Below are 22,177 nucleotides of genomic sequence, written 5' to 3' on the forward strand. Positions count from 1 at the left end.
AATTTATAATAGGTTGAAGAATTCTTAGTTATTCTGACCAAAGTCGTCACCAGCTCTGCCCAAGTAATCCATTGCACAACGGAATCCAATGCTCGCAGATTCTACATCACGATATTCGTAAGTTCTTGTTCCTGTTTGTAAATAGTATGAAATGTCATTCCATCCGCCACCTCTCACTACTTTTTTACCATAGTGAGGATTGTTGGTTTCATCATCTTTATATAAGAAAAGAGGGTTCAAATCCCATACAAGTGGATTATAAACAGGAGAGAAATCGTCTAAACACCATTCTGCCACATTACCTGCCATGTTGTACAGGTTAAAGTTGTTAGGCAAGAAAGAATTTACAGGAGCTGTGTAAGGGTAACCATCATCATCGTAGTTACCTCGGCCAGGTTTGAAGTTAGCTAAGAAACAACCGTTTCTATTTCTTGTATAAGGACCACCCCAAGGATATTTGATGATCTCTCTACCACCGCGCGAAGCATATTCCCATTCTGCTTCAGTAGGAAGTCTGAAGTTAGGGTATCTTGCCTCTACAGGTAATGTACTTTTGAAAGTAGTATTTGGCTGATTGCCTGCGCCTGTTCCGCCAACCTGAGGTTGAGCTCCCAGTTGACCAGGCCCACCTAGACCTTGAACACCAGCAGGATCATCGTTTCCTTTCTTTTTACCTCCACCAAAAAGGCCTCCGCCTCCAGTGCCAAAGTAATCTGCCTCACGACCAATATTGAGGTGTTCCGTTCTCCACTCACTAAATTTAGCGGCAGATTCCCAGCTGATACCTACAACAGGATAGTCGTCAAAAGCTTGGTGGCTAAAATAATATTGAGTCATTTTATCGCCCATGTGGTAAGCAAACTCGTTATCCCAAACATTTGGATTTGGAGTAACCTCTTGTTTTACCTGTTGCGTCCAATACTGCTCATTAGGATCTTGAGAGATGGTATCGATAAAATTCAGGAATTGTCTGTATTCGTTATTGGTGATTTCCTCAGAATCCATCAAGAACGAGCTTACAGTAATTTGTCTGTTGAAGTTAATTTGAGAGGCCGCCACATCTTCATCGGCCTGGCCCATAAAGAAGTTTCCTCCTGGAATTTGAACCATTCCGTAAGGGGTCTCCTGATACCAGCCTTCCCTATCGGGAACACCCATCAGCTGACCTTCAGCATTCAGCTTCTCTTCCTTACTCATGCCTCCACCACCAAGAATGCCCTGGAACATAGAGCAACCTGTTGTGAAAGAGACGACAATAATAATCGCGAACCCAGCGTGTATTCTCTTCATTGATAGATTAATCTTGTTTTTACTTAACTGATAAGGCTCATATCTTATTGCCAATCAATTAAATAAAGCGCGAAAAATAGTACTTTCTATTCAGTATTCCAGTTTCACACTGAAATTTATAATAAACTTAACCTAGACAAAACTTTGATCTAGTACCTAAATCTAGGGGTTCTGATGATTCTTCTACCCGGTAATGATGGTGTAGAATTGAAATTATAAATCAACATTAACTCCTGAGATGTAGGTGCTTTGCTGTTGGGGTTGCCCACAACAAAATCAAAAGCATAGCCTAATGTCAAGGAACGATCATTCAATATCTTATAACCTAATATAGCCGAAGCTGATTCTGACTGTCTGTAAGCCAAACCAACTCGGAGATTTTTTTTGTACTCGCCCATAACGCTGACGTCAACATTGTAAGTATCAAAACCTACAGATTTTAACAGAACGCTTGGTGTAATGGTTAGTTGCGGGTTCAACGGATAGTTGTATCCCGCAGTTAAATAGTAGTGCCGATTTAATTGATTGGAAATCTGATTTTCACCGAAATCAAATTTTGGCTCAAGTAAATGATTTGTACTCAAACCACCAAAAAAATTTCCTTGAGTATATACAATCCCAACCCCAAAATCTGGCCTTATTTGAGCTTCTCTACCCGAAAAACTAAAAATCGGATCATTAGGATCGACCACAATTATCTCATCATAGTTGATGCTATTTGAGAACATTCCGAGGTTAATTCCGAGGCTCAAAACAGCCCCATTTGGCAAGTTCAAATTTGTGGAAAATGCTGTTTGAATCTGAAAGTTATTCGATGGTCCTAATTTATCGTTACTTAAAAACACTCCGTATCCACCCTTAATCTGGCTCAGATTTGATGAGAAACTGAGCATCTGAGTAGTGGGCGCCCCCCCCTGATTTAGGGTACCATCGTACCCAAACCATTGAGACCTATGAATAGCTGTTAAAGTTTTTCCTTGAGCGGTTCCAGCAAAGGCCGGATTGTAAAAAAGTTGATTATACATATACTGGGTAAACTGAGCATCTTGCTGAGCTTTTGCCTGATATGTGACCACTGAAATAAGGAGAACAAGGAAAAACCTAAAAGTTTTGTTCATAATCTCGTAACGACAATAATATCCGAAATATTGATTCGGCTCCAATATATTACAAGATAACTAAATTGTTCCCTTAGAGTTGCCCTGAAATCAATCTAAATTATTCGCTTTTTTTATGTAAAGTTCCAAAGCACCCGTCATAGAAGGAGCATTTGGTAATGGAGCTTCAATATCTATAATCAACCCAGCTTCTCTGGCGGCTTGAGCCGTAGTAGGACCGAAAACCGCGATTCGCGTATTGTTTTGCTTAAATTCTGGGAAGTTTACAAACAAAGAATTGATACCGCTAGGGCTATAGAATGCTATGATATCATAAAGCACATTGTCCAGATCAGAGAGGTCACTGGCTACGGTTTCGTAAATGATGGCTTCAGAAAACTGATATTTATTTTTCTCTAAAAATTCAGGGATATCTTCTTTACGGATGTTAGAGCAAGGGAAAATATACTTTTCGTTCTTATGCTTTTTAAGAATCTCGATAAGGTCTTGAGCTGTTCTTGAGCCTGTGAAAATCTTGCGCTTACGAACCACAATATACTTTTGTAGGTAGTTTGCGGTTTGTTCTGAAATACAGAAATACTTCATATCCGCAGGCACCTCTACTTTAAGGTCTTTACAAAGCTTGAAGAAATGATCCACAGCATTTCGGCTTGTAAAGATTACAGCGGTATGCTTTAGAATATCTACTTTTTGCTTTCTGAACTCCTTAACGTTGATGGGGTCAACCTGAATGAATGGCCTAAAATCAATCTTGATATTATATTTCTTTGCTAAAACATAATAAGGTGATTTTTCATCTGATGGTTTTGGCTGAGATACCAGGATGCTCTTTACTGAATTGAGTCTATCCTCTTGTGTATTTTTAGACATAAATTACCTACTTCTTCTAGATTTGGCCGGTGAGCACTAAAATAAACCCTATGGTAAAGGGCATTAATTCCGTGGCGCAAAGGTACGAAAATATATATAATTTGCTATGTGCGCGGTCGTTTAGCATTCTTACGTATAACAATAAGCTTCTGTAATAGTAGAATATAACCAACAAAATAAGCACTATGTTCAACAAATGTTTTGGTGGAACAAATGCTGAAAAGTTTATGGCCACCAAAAAGACTAACAACACCAGAAAAAAGAAAATACTGGCGTTTACCATATCGATGAAATGACGTGAGATAATCGGCCTTAAATCGAACAACAAACCAAAGCAGGCAATGAGTAAAAACTTTAGGTAAACGGACACATTAATGAGCACCGCCAAACCCAGCCATTGCAACATAGCCCAACCAAAAACATCTACTTTTAAAAAAACTGGCAACTTATTGATCAGAGGCAAGCCATTGAGCAAATAAAGCACAATAAAAGAGAAGGTTAGAGAACTTAAAGCCGTGAAATAAAGATGCTCCGAACTGAAAGGCCTCAAGTTTGTGCCTAAATCCTCTCGAACCCGAAAGCCAAAAAGGCGATTTGCAGAAATGATTTCTGAAAAAACTTTCGGGAACACGGTTTTGGATACTGCATAAATACACAGCAACAATACCGCAATTACGGTAAACGCATCCCTTCCCTCAATCCTCGTCAGCTGTGCAAAAATCATAAAACCTTAAAACCTCGTTGTGTAACCAAAATGGATTTTCGATTGGTTGAAATTAAAACCTCCGGAGCTTTTGGAAGAACCCAGCGCATAAATAAAATTAAACACGCCAGAACCTGTCGCAAAGCTCAAGCCCGTTCCCAAACCCAAAGCCCAATCATGAACTGGATTTTGCTTGAAATTTCCTTCCAAAAAAGCCAAGTCCGAAAACAACAGCAAATATGAGCTTTCGTCAAATAACAACCTACCCTCAATCGTGCTTTGGGCATATTGGGTTGCAAAAAAGAAGTTTTCATTAAAGCCACGAATGGTTTTTAAACCTCCCAACCTGAACGCATCGTTTCTAAATAAGTCCTTATTCAACTTAAGACCACCGGTTAATTTATTCACCAAAACGAAATTGTTCCGCAATCGCCAATAATGCTGAAAGTCCGATTGAAAAGTGTATTGAAGCGTTTTCAAGTCCAAATCTTGATATACTTCTGCAGGTAAAGCCGTATTTCTCGAGATTTTCTTATTTCCTGTAGAAGCTCTTATTGAGAAACCCGTGCCTCTAGAAATCACAAACGGATCGTCAAAATTATTCCAATTGAAACCCAAACCGTAAGAGCTCACATCAAAATCCAGCACATTCGGCTGCTCTCCGGGGTTCAATTTAGGAATACCTATAAGGTTTGTTCCCTCTATGGTTGAAAAGAGGTTTAAAAAACTATTAGCTCCAAGATTATAGGCTAAGCCCAAATCAAAGTTCCTTTTGGTGAAAAGAGTGTCTTGCTTCAGAAAACTGAAATCGAAATTAAAATTGATTCTGCTGCCCAATATTGCCGGATGAGCATATTGCAAATTGAGATTTTGAGTTTCTTCACTTAACCTTCGCCAATGCAATCCAATGTGTTTGCCAGAACCAAATGGATTGAGCAAATCAATATCTACCTGACCCGTAACCAACAAACCATCCGCCCGATTGGCATTGGGCAAAAAGCCAATAATTCCATCAATTTGGTTCACTGGCCGTTTTTCCAGTTTAAGATGAACCGTAGCTTCCGAATTCTGAAAAGTAAGTTTTGGCGCTTCAGTTACCGAAAGGTAAGGCAAACCTCTCAAGGTTCTACCCAAATTATTGATGTTCCGCTGATCGTAAGCCTGCCCTTGAACAATACCCAAATAGCTACCTAAAAATCTAGATTTGATGCTGAAATCGCTACTGATATCCAGACTATCGAAAGTAATTCGTGGCCCTTCATCAAAAAACAATGAGGCTCCAATGTTGTTTTCCACAATAGTGAGCGAATCGAGCCGAATACTTGCAAAGGGATGACCGTTCCTTTCGGCAAAAGTCAAAAGCGCCTTCTCTAACTTAGCTACTTGATTGTACTTAAAGGGTTTTCTCTTAAAGCCAAACTCCTTATATCCTGCCCTTCTTAATACTGCCTTTTCCACATTTCCTCTAGAAAGACGAAGCCAATCAAATCTTTCTCCAACATGAATTAAAGCATTGTATATCAAGGAATCACTAATGAAAATCTCCTTTTCATAGGCCAGTAAATAACCATCAGCATGTAAAGCATTGACTACATTATTGACTGTTTTAACCAAACTAATTGAATCAGAATGTTCCGTTTTATATTTCAGCTTTCTAATGGCTGAAGGCTGGTCATCGGCCCCAATTTTCAATATATAACTCTGCTGAGCATTGAGCATAACGGAGAAAAATCCCATCAGGAATAGGCAATAAAGATACTTTCGGTATATCTTCGACATTCGGGGCAATTAACATTCAAATTAACGATTCTTTGGCCGGATTATATATTCATATCCCTTTTTGCAAGAAGGCTTGCCATTATTGTGACTTCCATTTTACCCAATCGGTAAAACAAATGGACGCCATGGTTGATGCGATTATCAAAGAATTGGAAATTCAGAGAGATTATTTGAAAGAACCCGTAAATACGGTCTATTTCGGAGGAGGAACTCCCTCTTTGCTTCATGAGGAGCATTTGAAGCGAATTTTAAAGAAAGTTCAATTCAACTTTGAGTTAGCCAGCAATCCAGAAATAACCCTAGAAGCCAATCCTGATGATTTGAAAGAAGACAAATTGAAGATGTTGGCGCAATCGGGCATCAATCGGCTCAGTATTGGCATTCAGTCCTTTCACGACCATCATTTAAAATGGATGAATCGGCAGCATTCCGCAAAGGAATCTGAAGAATGCTTTTACCAAGCTAGAAAAGCGGGTTTCGAAAATATCAGTATCGACCTGATTTATGCATTGCCGCATGTAAATCATGATCTTTGGAAAGAAGACTTGAAAAAAGCTATTCGTCTCAGGCCCGAACATATTTCATCTTACTGTTTAACCGTAGAACCGCAAACTGCTTTTGGCAATTGGGTGGCAAATGGCAAAATGGAAGATGTTGAAGAAGAATATGCCGCGGAACAATTCGAACTTTTGGTAGAAACTCTGGAGCGTTACGGTTACGAGCAGTACGAGATTTCAAATTTTGCTCAGTTGGGTTACGAATCTAAACACAACAGTAATTACTGGAAACAAGAAAAATATTTGGGCATTGGTCCTTCAGCGCATTCCTTCAACGGAAATTTTAAGCAGGCCAATGTTTCGAATAACGCTAAATATCTAAAGTCCATTGAAGAAGGAGCCATTCCATTCGAGAAGATTATTCTGACGAAGGAAGATCAATTGAACGAATACATTCTTACCAGTTTACGCACAAAATGGGGCTGTGATACGGATTTGGTTCAACAGAAATACGGCAAAAATTTACTCGCCTTAAAAGAAGATTACCTCGGCAAACTTTATCACCAAGGGTTTATAGAAGTAGAAGAAGGCTGTATTCTGCTCAATAAAAGCGGAAAGTTGCTGGCTGACAAGATTGCCTCTGACCTTTTTGTTTTTGAGGATTAGTTGAGAAAAAGGAAAGAGACACAACTAATTTTAGAGAAGCCGTAAAAGTATACTAACGAACCCGTACTTTTGAATTCTGAATTGGAGAGAAGTGAACAATCATCATTACCGCAACCATAGCAATAGAAAGAAGCAGCCCGAAAAATTAGGCGATGCGATCAATCAAATGCTGAAGTCTTTCAACATTGAAGACAAGTTTCACGAAACCAATTTAGTCAACTCTTGGGAGCGCGTGATGGGAGCAGCCATTGCAAAACGTACAACCAAGGTTTACATCCACAATAAAAAGCTCTATGTTCATTTAAATTCTGCGCCTTTACGCCACGAGTTGAACATGTCTAAAAATCAGATTTTGGTTTTATTGGCCAAAGAGTTTGGGCAGCCCATTGTAAACGAAGTAATCATCAAATAAAAAAGCCCGATCATTTGATCAGGCTATTTCATCTTCTTCAATATTTTCTTGAGAAAGCGAACTTCCCGCAAATAGCTCAATCGAAAATTCAATTCTATTTTTTGGGCTAAAGCCGCCACCAACACGAAAATAAAGAACCATAATAGCTCATTATCGGTGTGAAAGAAAAAGAGCAAAGCCCCCACCATTAAGCACACCAGAATGATGAATATGTTTGAAGAAAGTACATACCATCTCAATTCTTTCAAACGAGCCTTAGTGCCAAACTTTTCCTTTTGAAGTTTCTCTTTTGAACCAATCAATCTTTCAAACGGAGGCAGTGACTTCCATTTAAGTTCTTCTATTCTTTGTTTTATTTCTTGTTCCGTTTCCATCATTTCTCCCCTTTTAATCTCCAACGAACCACGAATTTACATAATTTTAAGTTAACATTAAAGAAACATTAAAATAACAAAAGGAGTGCATTCGGCATACAACTATCTTTAGCAACGTGCCGAAAATGTCTATTAAGCTTTCCAAACTAAAAAATCCTCCCCGAGCCTTTTGTTCAGGCTTATCATCAAACACAAGTATGTAAAATAAGAAAGCCGACCCTTCTCAGAGCCGGCCTTCACACCTCAACAAAACACTATTTCTTCTTTATTTCTTGGTTTAAATCACCCTCTTTATAGCCATCAGGAAGCTTCACAATTTTAATCATATTGTCACCCGTCAAATACTTGTTGATTGCCGCTACTATTTCTTCTTTGGTAATTTCCTTAGCTCTATCGTTCGACTTTAGAATCTCTTCTAATGGATCGCCAGAATCCAGATAAGCTTTCATCATACTTTGCCAATATGCATTCTGTTTGATTTGCTCATCGAAATTTTGAATGCGGGCACTGATAACTTTTTGTAGATCCTCTTCGGTAAATTCTCCAGATTTCAATTTCTCTAGTTCCTCCATGGCTGCTTGCGCCAACTTTTCAGCATTATCTGGTTTACATGGAAAAGAAATCGTGAACCTGAACATTTCCTTTGGCTCTTTTATCAAGCTTGCACTTGCACTAACGCCATATACTCCGCCCATGTCTTCGCGTAGCGTTTCAATCATTTTGTTCGTTAGCACTTTGGCAGCGGCATTCATCAAACCGTTGTTTTCCAAGTTATAATCATAGTCTCCTGAAAGGGTAATGATCACCATACTCTTGTCATCAACACCAGCATGAATGCTTTTTTCTATCACCCCATTCTTCAGGTTAACTCCTAAATCTTTTGATTTTTCCGATTGATTAGGATTAGAAGGAAGACTTGCAACGTACTTTTCGAGCAAAGGCTTAAAGGTTTCCATTTCAATATTGCCCACGAAAATGAAGGTGAAGTCCGCTGCATTCGCAAATCGCTCTTTATATACTTGAATAGCCTTTTCGTAATTGATTTTGTCAAAATCTTCTGGCTTAGGAAAACCCTTCAACCATGGGTTTTCTTCATACATTACTTTCTGCATTTCAACCTGATACTTAATGTCGGGGCTGCTGGCAAAATTTGCATAAAGGTTTTTAGTTCTGGCCTTCCAACTCTCAAATGCTTCCTTGTCTTCACGAACGGTTGTGAATTTCAAATACAGAAGTTGAAAGAACGTTTCTAAGTCCTTTAAGCTTGAAAGTCCAGACATTCCCTCTTCGTATTGGCCTATATAACTGGAGACAGAGGCTGTTTTTCCCGTCATGAACTTTCCAAAATCGGTTTGGTTAAATTCGCCAATGCCCAACTGGCCTACCACAGAACTGGCGTTAGTTAAAGTCCAATAGTCATCCGCTGAATAATTCGAAATACCACCTTCGCTAAAGGCTGTCATTCGCACTTCATCGTTTTTAAAATCGGTTGGTTTAATGTACACAACAGCACCGTTGGATAAAGTCAACTTATCAATTCCAGTAGCCTCATTCTTGGTTTCCTTCACAACTTTACCGGCTGCAGGAACTTTAGACATTAGCGAAGTTGCCAGTTTCTCTTCCTTATAAGCTTCGATAGATTTATCATTTCTTACTTCGGAAAGAATGTCCTTCAATTCATTTTCAGAAGGGATTTTATCTTCATCTTCAGTTTTGGCAGTGATGGTAATCGTGCGATCATCTTCTGTAATCCAGCCTTTCACCAGCTCATTAATTTCGGTCACCTTAATTTCTGGAAGCAGCTTTTTCATTAAATCAAGCTGCTGCTCCTCGCTGAGTAATGGCCCACCATTTAAAAAATGCTGCAAATAGGCATTTACAATTCTTACCGATTCCGTTTTATCAGCCTCTTTTGCTCTTCTTTCATAGGCATTTAAATACAAGGCCTTTGTGCGTTCCAATTCGCCTTCGGTGAAACCATAGCGTCTCACCCTTTCATTCTCCACCATTGCGGCATGAAGGCCTTCTTTGAACATTCCGTCCTTCACACTTACATAAATGTTATACTCTCTTTTGTACTTACCAATAGCACTTCCGTAGCCGCTATAACTATATAAATAAGGTGGATTGGCGGATCTTACTTTCTCGTTCAAACGCTGGTTAATCATTTGTGAAAAAAGGCCGTTCATCAAGGTTTTTCGATAAGCTGTTTCGGTATTTTGAGGCTTTTCAGTGCCTGGAGTAATGAAACTTACATCAATGGAGTTGCCTGTGGCCTCATCATCAGAAGCGATGGCAATTCGAGTTTCTTTAAAAGAAGGAAGATCATAGTACTGTCGTTCTCTCGGTTTTGATGGGTTTTTAATTCCTCCGAAAAAATCCTTCACCTTCAATTCCATTTCGGCTACATCAAAATCACCTACCGCAATGAGCGCCATCAAATCTGGGCGATACCAATCGCGATAAAATCTTTTAGCAGCATCATATTTGAAGCTTTTTAAAATCGCTTCCTTCCCAATAGGAAGTCTTTCTGCATAATGCGAACCTCTTAAAACGATTGGCCAAGTTTTTTGGCGCATGCGTTCGCTTGCTCCGAGTCTAAGCCTCCATTCTTCCAAAACAACTCCTCGCTCCTTGTCAATCTCCTCATTATCGAAAGTGGCATTATGGGCCCAATCGCTCAACACGGTTAAGGCTTTATCCACATTCTCCTTATCTTCTGTTGGGATGGGCAACATGTATACTGTTTCGTCAAAGCTGGTATAGGCATTCAAATCGCCCCCAAATTCCAATCCCATTTTCTGAAGAAAGCTAACCAGCTCGTTCTTTTCGAAATTCTTGGTTCCGTTAAAAAGCATATGCTCTGTAAAGTGAGCCAAACCTTGCTGGTCTTCATCTTCTAAAATTGAACCTGCATTTACAGCCAACCTGAATTCGATTCTGTTTGCTGGTAGAGGATTACTTCTTAAATAATAGGTAAAACCATTGCTGAGTTTTCCGATTTTAACTGAAGGATCTGTCTCCAATTGTTGAAAGCTGAAGACTGAGAGCGGCAAAAAAATAAGAGCTGCCAGTACTAAGACCTTTTTCATAGCATTTTATTTTGAGTTAGAATTAACTATTGAGATAGTTAATATACCCATTAATATTAAAATACTATTTAAAATTTAAATTTTTCTACTATTAATTTCTGTTAATGTGGCGGAATACGGAAAAATCCGTTACTCAACAGTTGAGATTCTGGCCCTTCTGGTTAAGAAGCGTTTCTGAAAAACTAAAATTAGAGCCACTCCTATGAAAATGCAGGCATCGGCAAAATTGAAAATTGGCCAGAGCGCAATTTGTCTTCCTCCCCAATGAGGAACCCAGTCGGCTATATAGCCTTCCCAAACATCGAGGTAAAACATATCTACCACCTTTCCATGAAACCAAGGAGTTACAGCTCCGTAAGGTGCGTTGTTCAGAAAAACACCGTAAAAAATACTATCGATCACATTGCCTATGGCGCCCCCGAGAATCAAGGCAATGCTCCAAAGCAGGCCAGGGTGAAAATGCTTTTTTGCCATTTTATAGAGATAATAGCTTATGAAAATCATCGCTATCATTCTGAAAATAGTAAGGCCTAGCTTGCCGTAACTAGACCCAAATCGAAGGCCAAAAGCCATGCCTTCATTTAAAATATAATGGAGTTTAAACCAGTCGCCAAAAACTTTGATCTCCCCACGCTCGCCCATTACCATATTGAAATGAACCCAGAGCTTTATTCCCTGATCCACCAGAATTGCAGCTAGCGTGAGGAGGAAGTATTTATAGTACTGAAACTTCAAAGCATTAAGCAACAGTGATTTTCAGTTCAAGTTGCCATTCATCGATTTCGATGCTCTGCGCATCAGAAACGTTGGCCTCAATTTCTAAACTCAAAGCTTGAGTTTCTTCACAGATGTAGGCTTTATTAGCTACCAAAGCTCCATCTACAAAGGCATCCGAAGATTTAACAACGACATTGATTTTATCTTGAACGTCAAGTCCCATGTCTTTTCTCAAGTTCTGCACACGATTAACAAAATCACGCGCTAAGCCTTCTTGACGAAGTTCGTCTGTCAATGAAATATCCAAGGCCACAGTTACTTTACCTTCAGAAGCTACAGACCAACCTGGAATATCTTCGCTGCTGATTTCCACATCTTCTAAAAGAAGGTTTACGGTTTCATTTTCAATGGCAATGTCAATGCTTCCATTTCTTTCAACCTGAGCGATTTGTTCTGGCCCCCAACCCGCTATCGCAGCCGATACAAGTTTTACTTTAGGGCCAAACTTCTTCCCAATGGTTCTAAAGTTCGGTTTTACTTTCTTCACCAAAATGCCTGAAGCATCATCGATATATTCCACAGCTTTTACATTCACTTCCGTCATGATTAAATCCTGAACGGCTTCAATGTATTGCTTCGTTTTTTCGTCTAAAACAGGCACCATCACCTTAGTCAATGGCTGGCGAACCTTGATTTTCTCTTTCTTACGGATTGAGTGTGTAAGCGAAGAAATAGTTTGCGCCAATATCATTTGCTGCTCCAAATCCTTGTTGATGAAAGCCTCATCGGCCACAGGGAAATCGGCCAAATGCACAGACTCCAAATTTTCCTTTCCAGAAACTTCATTCAAGTCTTTATATAGCCTTTCCATGTAGAATGGCGCTACAGGAGCTCCCAATTTAGCCACGGTCAACAAACAAGTGTAAAGCGTTTGGTAAGCCGCCTTTTTCCCTTGGTCGTAATCGCCCTTCCAGAAACGTTTTCTGTTCAAACGCACATACCAGTTACTCAATTCATCGGTTACAAAATCCATCACCATACGCGAAGCTCTGGTTGGTTCGTAATCCGCATAGGCTTGATCAACATCTTGGATCAAACTGTTAAGGCGAGATAGAATCCAGCGGTCACTTTCTGGTCTCTGGCTCAATGGAATTTCTTCACCTTCGAAAGTGAAGCCATCCAAATTGGCATAAAGCGCAAAGAAAGCGTAAGTGTTTTGAAGTGTTCCGAAGAACCTTCTTTGTACTTCGCCTACACCATCAATATTGAATTTCAGGTTGTCCCATGGATTCGCGTTGGAAATCATATACCAACGTGTGGCATCCGGGCCATACTGAGCAATGGTTTCGAATGGATTGATGGCATTGCCCAATCGCTTGGACATTTTATTGCCGTTTTTATCGAGCACCAAGCCATTTGCAATTACGTTTTTGAAGGCCACTTTGCCTTCTAACATAACCGCTAAAGCGTGAAGCGTAAAGAACCATCCGCGGGTTTGGTCTACACCTTCAGCAATGAAATCGGCTGGGAAATTACTTTTGAAAATATCTTGATTTTCGAACGGATAATGCCACTGCGCATAAGGCATGGCTCCGGAATCGAACCAAACATCGATCAAATCCGGCTCACGGAACATTTTCTGACCCGATTCGCTCACCAAAACCACATCGTCTACGAATGGTCGGTGTAAGTCGAAATCATCACCGATGGATTCGGTCATGTAACCAGCCTCGATTGATTTTTCTACTTCAGCTTTAAGTTCAGCCAAAGAGCCAATGCATTTTTGCTCCTTTTTATCTTCTGAAACCCAAATCGGAAGCGGAGTTCCCCAATAGCGAGAACGGCTCAAATTCCAGTCCACAAGGTTTTCTAACCAGTTACCAAAACGACCTTCACCAGTAGAAGCCGGTTTCCAGTTGATGGTTTTGTTCAGCTCAACAAGTTTATCCTTGTAAGCTGTGGTTTTGATAAACCAAGAATCCAATGGATAGTAAAGAATTGGCTTATCGGTTCTCCAACAATGTGGATATGAGTGTTCGTATTTCTCTACTTTAAAAGCCCTGTTTTCTTCTTTCAACTTAATTGAAATTAAAACATCAAGCGATTTTTCAGGTCTTTCTTCGTCAGAGTAATATTCGTTTTTCACGTACATTCCGGCAAAGTCCGTGATCTCTTTCACGTACTTGCCTTCTTTATTCACGATAGGCACATCATTGCCTTCTTCGTCTTTCACAAAAACACCTGGCATGTTGTTTTGCACAGAAGTTCTGTAGTCATCCGCACCAAAGGTTTTGGAAATGTGCACGATTCCCGTACCGTCTTCAGTGGTCACAAAATCGCCCACAACTACGGTAAAGGCAGGTTTTTCCAACGGAATATAAGGCATCAGCTGCTCATAGCTCATGCCTGCTAAATCCTTGCCTTTATAGCTTTCAAGCACTTGGTAAGGAATCAACTTATCACCTGGTTTGTAATCTTCCAGCTTGATGTCCTTAGCCTTAGCGTTGAAGTAGTAAGAGATTCTATCTTTGGCTAAAATGACATTGATTGGCTCAAAAGTGTATTGGTTAAAGGTTTTCACTTTAACATATTCCACACCAGCGCCAACGGCCAAACCGTTATTGGCAGGCAAAGTCCATGGCGTTGTAGTCCAAGCTAAGAAGAAGTCGTTTTCAGTTCCTTCTATTTTGAACATGGCCGTCATGGAAGTGTCCTTCACATCTTGATAAGTGCCAGGCTGATTCAACTCGTGAGAACTAAGGCCAGTACCAGCAGCTGGTGAGTAAGGCTGAATTGTATAGCCTTTGTAGAGCAAGCCTTGATCGTAAAGCCTTTTGAGCAACGACCAAAGGGTTTCGATATATTCCTTTTCAAAAGTGATATAAGGGTCGTCAAGATCTACCCAATAGCCCATTTTCTCGGTAAGATCGTCCCACTCGTGTTTGAACTTCATTACCGCCTCACGGCACTTTTGATTGTAATCTTCAACCGAAATCTTCTTCCCGATATCATCTTTTTTGATACCCAATTCCTTTTCAACCTGAAGCTCAACAGGCAAACCATGGGTGTCCCAACCACCTTTACGTTTTACCTGAAAACCTTTTTGGGTTTTGTAACGGCAGAAAATATCCTTAACCGTACGCGCCATTACGTGGTGAATACCTGGGGTTCCGTTGGCCGATGGAGGCCCTTCATAAAAGGTGAAAGTTGGTTGACCCTCTCTGTCGTTCACAGATTTTTCGAAAATGCCATTCTCTTTCCAGAATTGGAGCATTTCCTCTCCTATTTCGGCATAATTCGGGTTTTTGTATTCGTTGTACTTCTTCACTTTTACTCCTTTGTTATAGGGTTAAGGTGGACTTAACGGTTAGGAATTATTTTCATTTTTGTCTGTTGAACCCAAGAATGGATCGTTGGTTTTGATCAACAGATTTTGAGTGTCAATTTCTTCGTCTTCATCTTCGATATAGAACTCATAATGCTCAATCAAAGGATGGCTGTTTTCGTTCCTCTTACCGCTATCAAAAACCATCAACAGCGCTGGCAGCACGGTTAGGTTGGTAATCATAGCAAAAAACAAGGTCATGGAGGTTAGCAAACCTAAGGCTACCGTACCGCCAAAATCGGAGAAAACGAAAATGATAAACCCAAAGAAAAGGACAATGGAGGTATAGAGCATACTTGCTCCAGTTTCTTTAATACTATTGCTTATGGCAATGGGCACAAAGAATTTATGACTGAACAATTCTTGACGATATTTGGCCAAGAAGTGGATAGAATCATCGACTGAAATTCCAAAGGCGATACTGAAGATAAGTGCTGTACTCGGCTTTAATGGAATTCCCCAATAGCCCATTATTCCTGCTGTAACCAGTAACGGAATAAAGTTAGGGACTAGTGAAATAATGATCATTCGCACATTGGCGAACAGAATGGCCATGATGATAGCAATAATTACAAAGGCCAGTACCAAAGACATTTGAAGGTTTTCTATCAAAAACTTATTTCCTTTTACAAAAAGAAGCGTTGAGCCTGTTACACTGGTTTTAACATCTTCATCTTCACCAAAAACCTGATCGATTTTAGGTTCAATTACCTGCGTAATTAATGAGTCCATTTTTACCGAACCCAAGTCCCAGGTTTTAAGCGAAACTCGCATTACTTGCCCCGTAGAATCTACAAAACTGCTCAGTAGATTATTGCTGTCCTTTTGGTTGCTCAGGTAACCAAGAATCGCAGTTCTGTCACTTGGGCTTGGCAAGCTGTAACGCCTTGGGTCACCATTATAATAGGCCTGACGAACAGCTTTAGCAAAACTCACGATAGAAATAGGCTGCGAAACAAACTCTATCGAATCCAAACCATCTTGAAGTCTCTCAACCTTTCTCAGGTTTCGGGCATTGATACTGGAACGCGGTTTGCCGAAATCGATGATGATTTCCAATGGCATAACTCCACTGAAGTTCTCTTCGAAAAAGTAAAGGTCTTGCTTCAATCTAGATTCTTCAGGAATATCATCGACCATGTAGGCCACAGAATAGAGTTTCGAAATACCTATAACTGAAATAACTACGATGGCAAGCGTAACCACAAAAACACGATATCGGTGTCTGTGAACAAGTAAATCCAAGAGTACAAGGAATTTACCCATCATTTTAAACTCAAGGTGTTTAAGCTGTTTCGGTTTTGGCGCTGGTAAGTATGAGAAAATACCAGGAATTAGCACCATACTCACAATGAAGGTTGCCAGAATGTTGATGCCGGCTACAAGTCCAAATTCCTTCAACAAAGAAATATCGGTAGTTACCAAAACCAAGAAACCAATAGCTGTTGTAGAATTGGTGATTAAAGTAACCAAACCAATTTTTCTGATCATCAAGCTTAGGGCACGCATTTTATTGCCGTGCTTGGCAAATTCTTGATGGTATTTATTCAGCAGATAGATGGAGTTCGGGATTCCGATTACAATTATAATGGAAGGAATAAGCCCAGTTAGAATTGTAATGTTGTAGCCCAATATGCCGACCGTTCCTAGTACCCAGGTAACCACTACTCCAATAATAATTAGAGGGAAAACCACGGCCGTCCAAGAACGGAAAAACAGGAACAGAATTAGTGCTGTAATACCGATGGAAAGCACAATGAATAGCTTCAGCTCTTTGGCTGTGAGCTCTTGCATCACGGTTCTTACATAAGGCATTCCAGAATAATGAAGCTCTATGCCCGTATCGTTCGTGAACTTTGAACCAATATTTTGGATATGCCCAACTACATCATTTCGAAGTTTGGAGTTGAGCACTTCTCTATCCATAGTGATTAAAATGAGTGTAGCGCCATTCTCTACATTCATCATTTGCCCACTATAATATTTTAGGTTGAGCGCATCGGCCAAAATGGAATCGAGCTGGTTTTGATTCTCCGGCCTCGACTTTATCAAGTCTTCAAGCTCAAAACTTCTATCATCCGTGTTTTTGACAATCTTTTTTAATGTGGCTAAGGAAATTACATTGGTAATACCCTCCACAGCCGCTAATTCATTATTCAGATCGATGTATTCCTGAAAATTCTTGAGCTCGTAAAGAGCACTATCTTTAACTCCTAGCACCAGAATGTTTCCATCCTCACCAAAGTTCTTCTTAAAATCCATGAAGTACTTATAGTTCTCATCAGTGCTTGGAACTGCAGTATTAAAGTTGAATGCCATTTTTACATTTCGTGCCATGAAGCCCATGAACACGGTAAAAATGAACAGCGAAATCATCAGGAGGAGCCTGTATTTCAGTACGATATGGGGAAGTTTAGACCACATTTTTAAACAAGACCACAAAGGTAATAGAAATCCGTTCTTAGCGAGATGATTATGACCATTTTATGCCATTCGATCATCTTGCTCCGGGCAGCGAAATGCCCATAATTTTTCGATAAAGGTTAAGCGCGTTGGTGTCTGTCATGCCTGCTACATAATCGAGCACAGCACGAAGCGCCAAATATAAGGAAGAAGCTTCTTTAATTTCGTGTTGAGTCTCTAAAGGAAGTAACCTGAAGTAGGTTTTGTCTCTAGGCTGAAGTTGACCTTGAAAAGAAGCGATTGTAGCCGGAATAAATACGGCCAGCAATCCATTCAAAACTTTGTAACCCGCAGCTTCGGTTTCAACCACCGCTCGGCTTCGGTAAATTTTCTCAACAGAAACGCCAATAATTTCGGCCAAAGCCGCTTTTGAAGGAATTTCATCCGTCAATGAAATATCGAATTCAGCGGAAAGTAATTCCGTTTCTTTCTCCATAAATAGTTTCACACACTCGTCAATCAGTTGATTGATGGCTAAAGCACGTAAAACGCCAATTCTTTCTTTGATTGAAGGGATGGATTCCAGCTTCTCTGGTTGAAATCTATCGCCAATGATATTCGCCAGAAGTGAAACGGTTTGTGAATAATCGACCAAACCCAGATTGCAGCCATCTTCCAAATCAATAATATGGTAGCAGATATCATCAGCGGCCTCTACCAAAAAAGCTAATGGGTGGCGGCACCATTGCTCATCGGCTAGCTTTACAAGCCCTAATTCTTCGGCCAAGGCCTGAAATTCCTCTTTTTCCGAAGTATAAAAACCGAACTTCTTTTGGCTTCTTCTGGCCTTATCTCGATGAGGAATTTTGGCAGGACGTGGGTATTTTGTAAAAGCGGCCAATGTAGGAGCCGTCAACTTTAGCCCTTGATAACCCGATTTGCTCAATAAACGAAAGCCCTGAGCATTACCTTCAAAGTTGATCAAGTCCTCCCACTCGGCTTCATTAAATAAAGGCCTAAAATCTTGTTCATGGATTTTGAAAAAGTCTGAAATGCTTGATTCACCAGAGTGGCCAAAAGGAGGATTGCCAATATCGTGAGCCAAAGAGGCCGCAGCCACTATGGCGCCAAAATCGTGAGGGGTTAGAATTTCCGAAAGATCTTTGTACTTCTCCAACAATTTTGCACCCACCAATCTTCCAAGCGATCGGCCAACACTCGAAACTTCTAAACTATGCGTAAGGCGAGTATGAACAAAGTCTTGTTCGGGCAACGGATGAACCTGAGTTTTATCCTGCAACTTTCTAAAAGGGTGTGAAAATATAATTCTATCAAAATCACGATCGAATACCGTTCGTGTTTGATTTTGTTGAAAATTAGGCGATCCCTGTGCTAAAAGTTGTGTCCATTCCATTGCCGTAAAGCTACACTTTCAAGGTTTTAGTTAAAAGTCAAAAAAACCATCAAAATTCAACTAAGGGTTTCTTCAAGGTATGGTTGTACAATTTTGTGAAGTAGAGCTTTCAAAACTTTACATTTCAAATGTTTTTCAAAACCGAATTATAATCGGATTTCATTGAACAATTACAAATTTTCACTGAATTGATGTGGTCGATAAACAAATAACATTCGATAAAACATGCGAATTTGCAATCGTTTGCGTACATTTTGTTTTGTAGAATACTTGAAAGAAAATCTATAATTGTACTTTGTGCATTCGATTGCACTTTCTGGCCCTTTGCGGGGCTATGAACCGTTAAAATTAAAAATGATTGTATGAAAAAGTTTTTACTAGTGTTGCTAGTGCTATTAGTGGGTTTGCAAGGCTCACTAATGGCACAGCAAAAGACCGTTACTGGAAAAGTAACGGGAGGGGATGATGGCTTAGGCATCCCGCGTGTAAACGTCATGGTAAAAGGCACCACAAGAGGTACCCCTACCGACATTGACGGAAAGTATACCATACAGGTGAGTAACACCGATGTATTGGTATTTTCATTTATTGGTTACATTTCTCAAGAAGTAACCGTTGGTTCCCAAACTACTATTGATGTAACCTTACAACCAGACGTTACATCTTTGGATGAAGTAATTGTTGTTGGTTATGGCCAAGTAGAGGCTAAAGATGCTACGGGTGCTGTTCAGTCTATTAAAGCAGAAGACTTTAATGGAGGTGTTATTGCTTCTCCAGAACAACTAATCCAAGGTAAGTCTGCTGGTGTTCAAATTACTTCAGCCAGTGGTGAACCTGGTTCTGGTGTAAACATCCGTATTAGAGGTACTTCATCTGTAAGAAACGGAAACAACCCTCTTTTCGTGGTTGATGGTATTCCGTTGTCTGGCGGTGATGTAACTCCTGGTGGAGCCAATTTTGGTTCCGGAGGTAGCTCTGCTCGAAATCCATTAAACTTTATTAACCCTAATGATATTGCAAGTATTGACATCCTTAAAGATGCCTCTGCAACTGCTATTTATGGATCTAGGGGAGCAAACGGTGTGGTAATCATTACTACTAAAAGTGGTAAAGGTGCAGCTGCTAAAGTGGAATATTCTAGTTCTTTAAGTATTGGCCAAATTGCAAGAAGATTCGATCTTTTAAAAAGAGATGAATTTTTAGAGAATGTGGAAAGATTTGGAGGAGACCCAAATGCAGTTGATTTTGGTGCTAATACAGATTGGCAAGATTTAGTTTTCAGAACGGCTGCCTCTCATAAGCATGACCTTTCTTATGCAAATAGCTACAACCACGGTGACTTTAGAGTGTCACTTGGCTACAACGACCAAGAAGGTATTATTAACAATTCCAGCATGGAGAGATATAATGCTCGTTTAAACTGGAATCACAAAATGCTTGACGACAAGTTAACTTTAGGTGCGCAGGTTACTATATCAAGAATTAATGATAGAGGTGTAGCCGTAACCAATGATGCAGGATTTGAAGGTGACCTTTTGGGTGCTACTTATTTCTCTAACCCAACTATTCCAGGGTTTGCCGACACTCAAATTTCAGGAGTTGCTAACCCTCTTGCCTTTTTGAAATACGTTGGTGATAAATCTGAAACTGACAGAAGTTTAATTAACCTTTCTGCAGGATATGACATCACTTCAGATTTGAACTTTAAAGTCAATGTAGGTCTTGACGATGCTACTGGTGTTAGAAGACAAGCTTATTCACCAAGATTGAATACGGGTACTTCTGGTGTATTTGGCAACGGTAGAGCTGCCATCAATACTCAAGAGACTTATAGCAGACTTTTGGAAGCTTTCTTTAACTACAGTAAAGAAATTGGAAATGGAAAATTCAGTGCTTTAGCTGGTTACTCTTATCAAAAATTCCATTATCAGAATTCTTATGTACAAGGCTTTGGTTTCTCTGACCCAAGTGCAGACGCTATGATCAACGATCTTCAAAGATCTGCAGATAATGCAAGAGCGGCTATCACTCAACCTTATCAGAATTTTGGTTATGACAATGATGAGTTCTTCATTAATCAACTTTTCCCAACACCACAAACTTTGAATGTTGATGGCTCACCAACCAAATATGTAACTTCTCTTTCTGAAGGTCTTTCAGAAAATGAAGATGAACTTCAATCTTATTTCTTCAGAGCTAATTATAACATTGCCGAAAAGTACCTTCTAACAGCAACTTTCCGTGCTGATGGTTCTACCAAATTTGGTTCTGATAACAAATATGGTTATTTCCCTTCTGTAGCAGCAGCTTGGAGACTTTCTGAAGAAGACTTTATCCCTGAAGCATTCTCTAACTTGAAATTAAGATTAGGATATGGTGTTACTGGTAATCAAGAAATCCCTCACAATGTTCACCAAAACAGACAGCGTTATGGTGGGGTTGGAATTGGAGATGACGGAAATATTCAAAACCGTCCAGCTTTAGACAACGTTGCGAATGCAAACGGAGATCTTCAGTGGGAACAAACTAGCCAAATTAATGTGGGTCTTGACTTCGGTTTCTTCGATGGCAGATTATCAGGAACTGTTGATTACTATAATAAAAATACTACCGACTTGTTGATGTTGGTTATTTATGCCCAACCAGCATCTCAAGCCTTTATCTATAGAAACCTAGACGCGAACGTAATTAATAAAGGAGTAGAGTTAACTCTTGATTATTTACTCATCGATCAAGCTGATGTTTCTTGGAATGTTAATGCCAATGTTTCTTATAATAAGAACATGGTTGAAAACTACAAGGGTGCTGATCTAAATACAGGAGCTATTAGAGGTCAAGGCCTTTCTGGAGCATTCGCTCAACGTGTAGCCAATAACCAGCCTTTATTCGCTTACTACTTAAGAGACTTTATCGGTTATGATCAAAATGGTCTTTCTCAGTATGAAGGCGGTGATGTTCAGCAATTCTTGGGCAAATCACCGATTCCTAAGTATAATGTAGGTTTCTCTACAAGTTTCAAATACAAAAACTTTGATATGGCTGTGTATATGAATGGACAATTTGGTCATTATGTATACAACAATACCGCTAACGCATTCTTTACAGCAGGTGCTCTATCAAATGGTAAAAATGTAACTACTAGTGTTCCTTATACTGGTGAGGCTCCAGTAAATGCACCTGATGTATCTACTAGATTTCTTGAAAAAGGAGATTTCATGAGAGTGCAAAACCTTTCTGCAGGTTATAATTTCAACTTGGGAGCTTCTTCATTCCTTAAGACTGTTAGACTTTCAGTAATTGCTCAAAACTTATTCCTAATCACAGGTTATTCAGGCTTAGACCCTGAAGTAAACACCGATGGAAGTATCAATGGTGTTCCTTCTTTAGGTATTGACTATACTTCTTACCCAAGAGCAAGAACTTTCACTTTAGGTCTTAACGCAACATTTTAATTGAT

The 22,177-nt window shown here is 39.8% G+C and carries 14 protein-coding genes; 3 read left to right on the forward strand and 11 right to left on the reverse strand.

What is annotated here, in order from left to right; translation table 11 throughout:
- Nucleotides 1-24: 24 nt before the first annotated feature.
- The 5 genes from ACXACJ_RS18900 to ACXACJ_RS18920 all read right to left on the reverse strand — a co-directional run bounded on the left by ACXACJ_RS18900 (nucleotide 25) and on the right by ACXACJ_RS18920 (nucleotide 5,760).
- Nucleotides 25-1,290, reverse strand: a complete 1,266-nt coding sequence (locus ACXACJ_RS18900) for an SUMF1/EgtB/PvdO family nonheme iron enzyme (RefSeq protein WP_475135981.1) — start codon at nucleotides 1,288-1,290, stop codon at nucleotides 25-27.
- Nucleotides 1,291-1,439: 149 nt separating this feature from the next.
- On the reverse strand, nucleotides 1,440-2,408 hold the full coding sequence (locus ACXACJ_RS18905) for a PorP/SprF family type IX secretion system membrane protein (protein WP_475135982.1): 969 nt from the start codon (nucleotides 2,406-2,408) through the stop codon (nucleotides 1,440-1,442).
- Between the two features lie 90 nt (nucleotides 2,409-2,498).
- Entirely contained in the window at nucleotides 2,499-3,278 is a 780-nt protein-coding gene (locus tag ACXACJ_RS18910) for a uroporphyrinogen-III synthase (protein WP_475135983.1), read from the reverse strand.
- Nucleotides 3,279-3,294: 16 nt separating this feature from the next.
- A complete protein-coding gene (locus tag ACXACJ_RS18915; protein WP_475135984.1) occupies nucleotides 3,295-4,002 on the reverse strand; it encodes a DUF4271 domain-containing protein in 708 nt (235 codons plus the stop codon).
- 6 nt (nucleotides 4,003-4,008) lie between these two features.
- The gene (locus tag ACXACJ_RS18920) at nucleotides 4,009-5,760 is read right to left on the reverse strand and encodes a BamA/TamA family outer membrane protein (RefSeq protein ID WP_475135985.1); all 1,752 of its coding nucleotides are present in this window, start codon (nucleotides 5,758-5,760) and stop codon (nucleotides 4,009-4,011) included.
- A gap of 32 nt (nucleotides 5,761-5,792) precedes the next feature.
- On the opposite strand from ACXACJ_RS18920, the gene hemW reads away from it, so the two are divergent.
- Together hemW and ACXACJ_RS18930 are read left to right on the forward strand one after the other, a co-directional pair.
- On the forward strand, nucleotides 5,793-6,923 hold the full coding sequence (gene hemW / locus ACXACJ_RS18925; protein WP_475135986.1) for a radical SAM family heme chaperone HemW: 1,131 nt from the start codon (nucleotides 5,793-5,795) through the stop codon (nucleotides 6,921-6,923).
- Between the two features lie 91 nt (nucleotides 6,924-7,014).
- Nucleotides 7,015-7,335 (forward strand): DciA family protein, encoded by a 321-nt coding sequence (locus ACXACJ_RS18930; RefSeq protein WP_475135987.1) that lies wholly within the window; start codon nucleotides 7,015-7,017, stop codon nucleotides 7,333-7,335.
- A gap of 23 nt (nucleotides 7,336-7,358) precedes the next feature.
- On the opposite strand, the gene ACXACJ_RS18935 is transcribed toward ACXACJ_RS18930, so the two are convergent.
- From ACXACJ_RS18935 to ACXACJ_RS18960, 6 genes are all read right to left on the reverse strand, one after another.
- Complete coding sequence (locus ACXACJ_RS18935) at nucleotides 7,359-7,712, reverse strand: hypothetical protein (protein WP_475135988.1); 354 nt, start codon at nucleotides 7,710-7,712, stop codon at nucleotides 7,359-7,361.
- 251 nt (nucleotides 7,713-7,963) lie between these two features.
- Nucleotides 7,964-10,801 (reverse strand): M16 family metallopeptidase, encoded by a 2,838-nt coding sequence (locus tag ACXACJ_RS18940; RefSeq protein WP_475135989.1) that lies wholly within the window; start codon nucleotides 10,799-10,801, stop codon nucleotides 7,964-7,966.
- Nucleotides 10,802-10,930: 129 nt separating this feature from the next.
- A complete protein-coding gene (locus ACXACJ_RS18945) occupies nucleotides 10,931-11,536 on the reverse strand; it encodes a lipoprotein signal peptidase (RefSeq protein WP_475135990.1) in 606 nt (201 codons plus the stop codon).
- 4 nt (nucleotides 11,537-11,540) lie between these two features.
- A complete protein-coding gene (gene ileS, locus ACXACJ_RS18950) occupies nucleotides 11,541-14,846 on the reverse strand; it encodes an isoleucine--tRNA ligase (RefSeq protein ID WP_475135991.1) in 3,306 nt (1,101 codons plus the stop codon).
- A 39-nt stretch (nucleotides 14,847-14,885) separates the two neighbouring features.
- Nucleotides 14,886-17,327: an efflux RND transporter permease subunit gene (locus ACXACJ_RS18955; RefSeq protein WP_475135992.1), complete on the reverse strand. Its 2,442-nt coding sequence runs from the start codon at nucleotides 17,325-17,327 to the stop codon at nucleotides 14,886-14,888.
- A 73-nt stretch (nucleotides 17,328-17,400) separates the two neighbouring features.
- Nucleotides 17,401-18,720, reverse strand: coding sequence for a deoxyguanosinetriphosphate triphosphohydrolase (locus ACXACJ_RS18960; RefSeq protein ID WP_475135993.1), 1,320 nt, complete (start codon nucleotides 18,718-18,720; stop codon nucleotides 17,401-17,403).
- Nucleotides 18,721-19,082: 362 nt separating this feature from the next.
- Between ACXACJ_RS18960 and ACXACJ_RS18965 the strand changes: the two genes are divergently transcribed.
- A complete protein-coding gene (locus ACXACJ_RS18965; protein ID WP_475135994.1) occupies nucleotides 19,083-22,172 on the forward strand; it encodes a SusC/RagA family TonB-linked outer membrane protein in 3,090 nt (1,029 codons plus the stop codon).
- Nucleotides 22,173-22,177: the final 5 nt, after the last annotated feature.

It is taken from the genome of Roseivirga sp. AWQ4_251 (assembly GCF_056158225.1).

Excerpts from the sequence above, each read along its gene's own strand:
- ACXACJ_RS18900 (WP_475135981.1), bottom strand. The coding sequence starts at position 1,290 with ATGAAGAGAATACACGCTGGGTTCGCGATTATTATTGTCGTCTCTTTC.
- ACXACJ_RS18905 (WP_475135982.1), bottom strand. The coding sequence starts at position 2,408 with ATGAACAAAACTTTTAGGTTTTTCCTTGTTCTCCTTATTTCAGTGGTC.
- ACXACJ_RS18910 (WP_475135983.1), bottom strand. The coding sequence starts at position 3,278 with ATGTCTAAAAATACACAAGAGGATAGACTCAATTCAGTAAAGAGCATC.
- ACXACJ_RS18915 (WP_475135984.1), bottom strand. The coding sequence starts at position 4,002 with ATGATTTTTGCACAGCTGACGAGGATTGAGGGAAGGGATGCGTTTACC.
- ACXACJ_RS18920 (WP_475135985.1), bottom strand. The coding sequence starts at position 5,760 with ATGTCGAAGATATACCGAAAGTATCTTTATTGCCTATTCCTGATGGGA.
- ACXACJ_RS18935 (WP_475135988.1), bottom strand. The coding sequence starts at position 7,712 with ATGATGGAAACGGAACAAGAAATAAAACAAAGAATAGAAGAACTTAAA.
- ACXACJ_RS18940 (WP_475135989.1), bottom strand. The coding sequence starts at position 10,801 with ATGAAAAAGGTCTTAGTACTGGCAGCTCTTATTTTTTTGCCGCTCTCA.
- ACXACJ_RS18955 (WP_475135992.1), bottom strand. The coding sequence starts at position 17,327 with ATGTGGTCTAAACTTCCCCATATCGTACTGAAATACAGGCTCCTCCTG.
- ACXACJ_RS18960 (WP_475135993.1), bottom strand. The coding sequence starts at position 18,720 with ATGGAATGGACACAACTTTTAGCACAGGGATCGCCTAATTTTCAACAA.
- ACXACJ_RS18965 (WP_475135994.1), top strand. The coding sequence starts at position 19,083 with ATGAAAAAGTTTTTACTAGTGTTGCTAGTGCTATTAGTGGGTTTGCAA.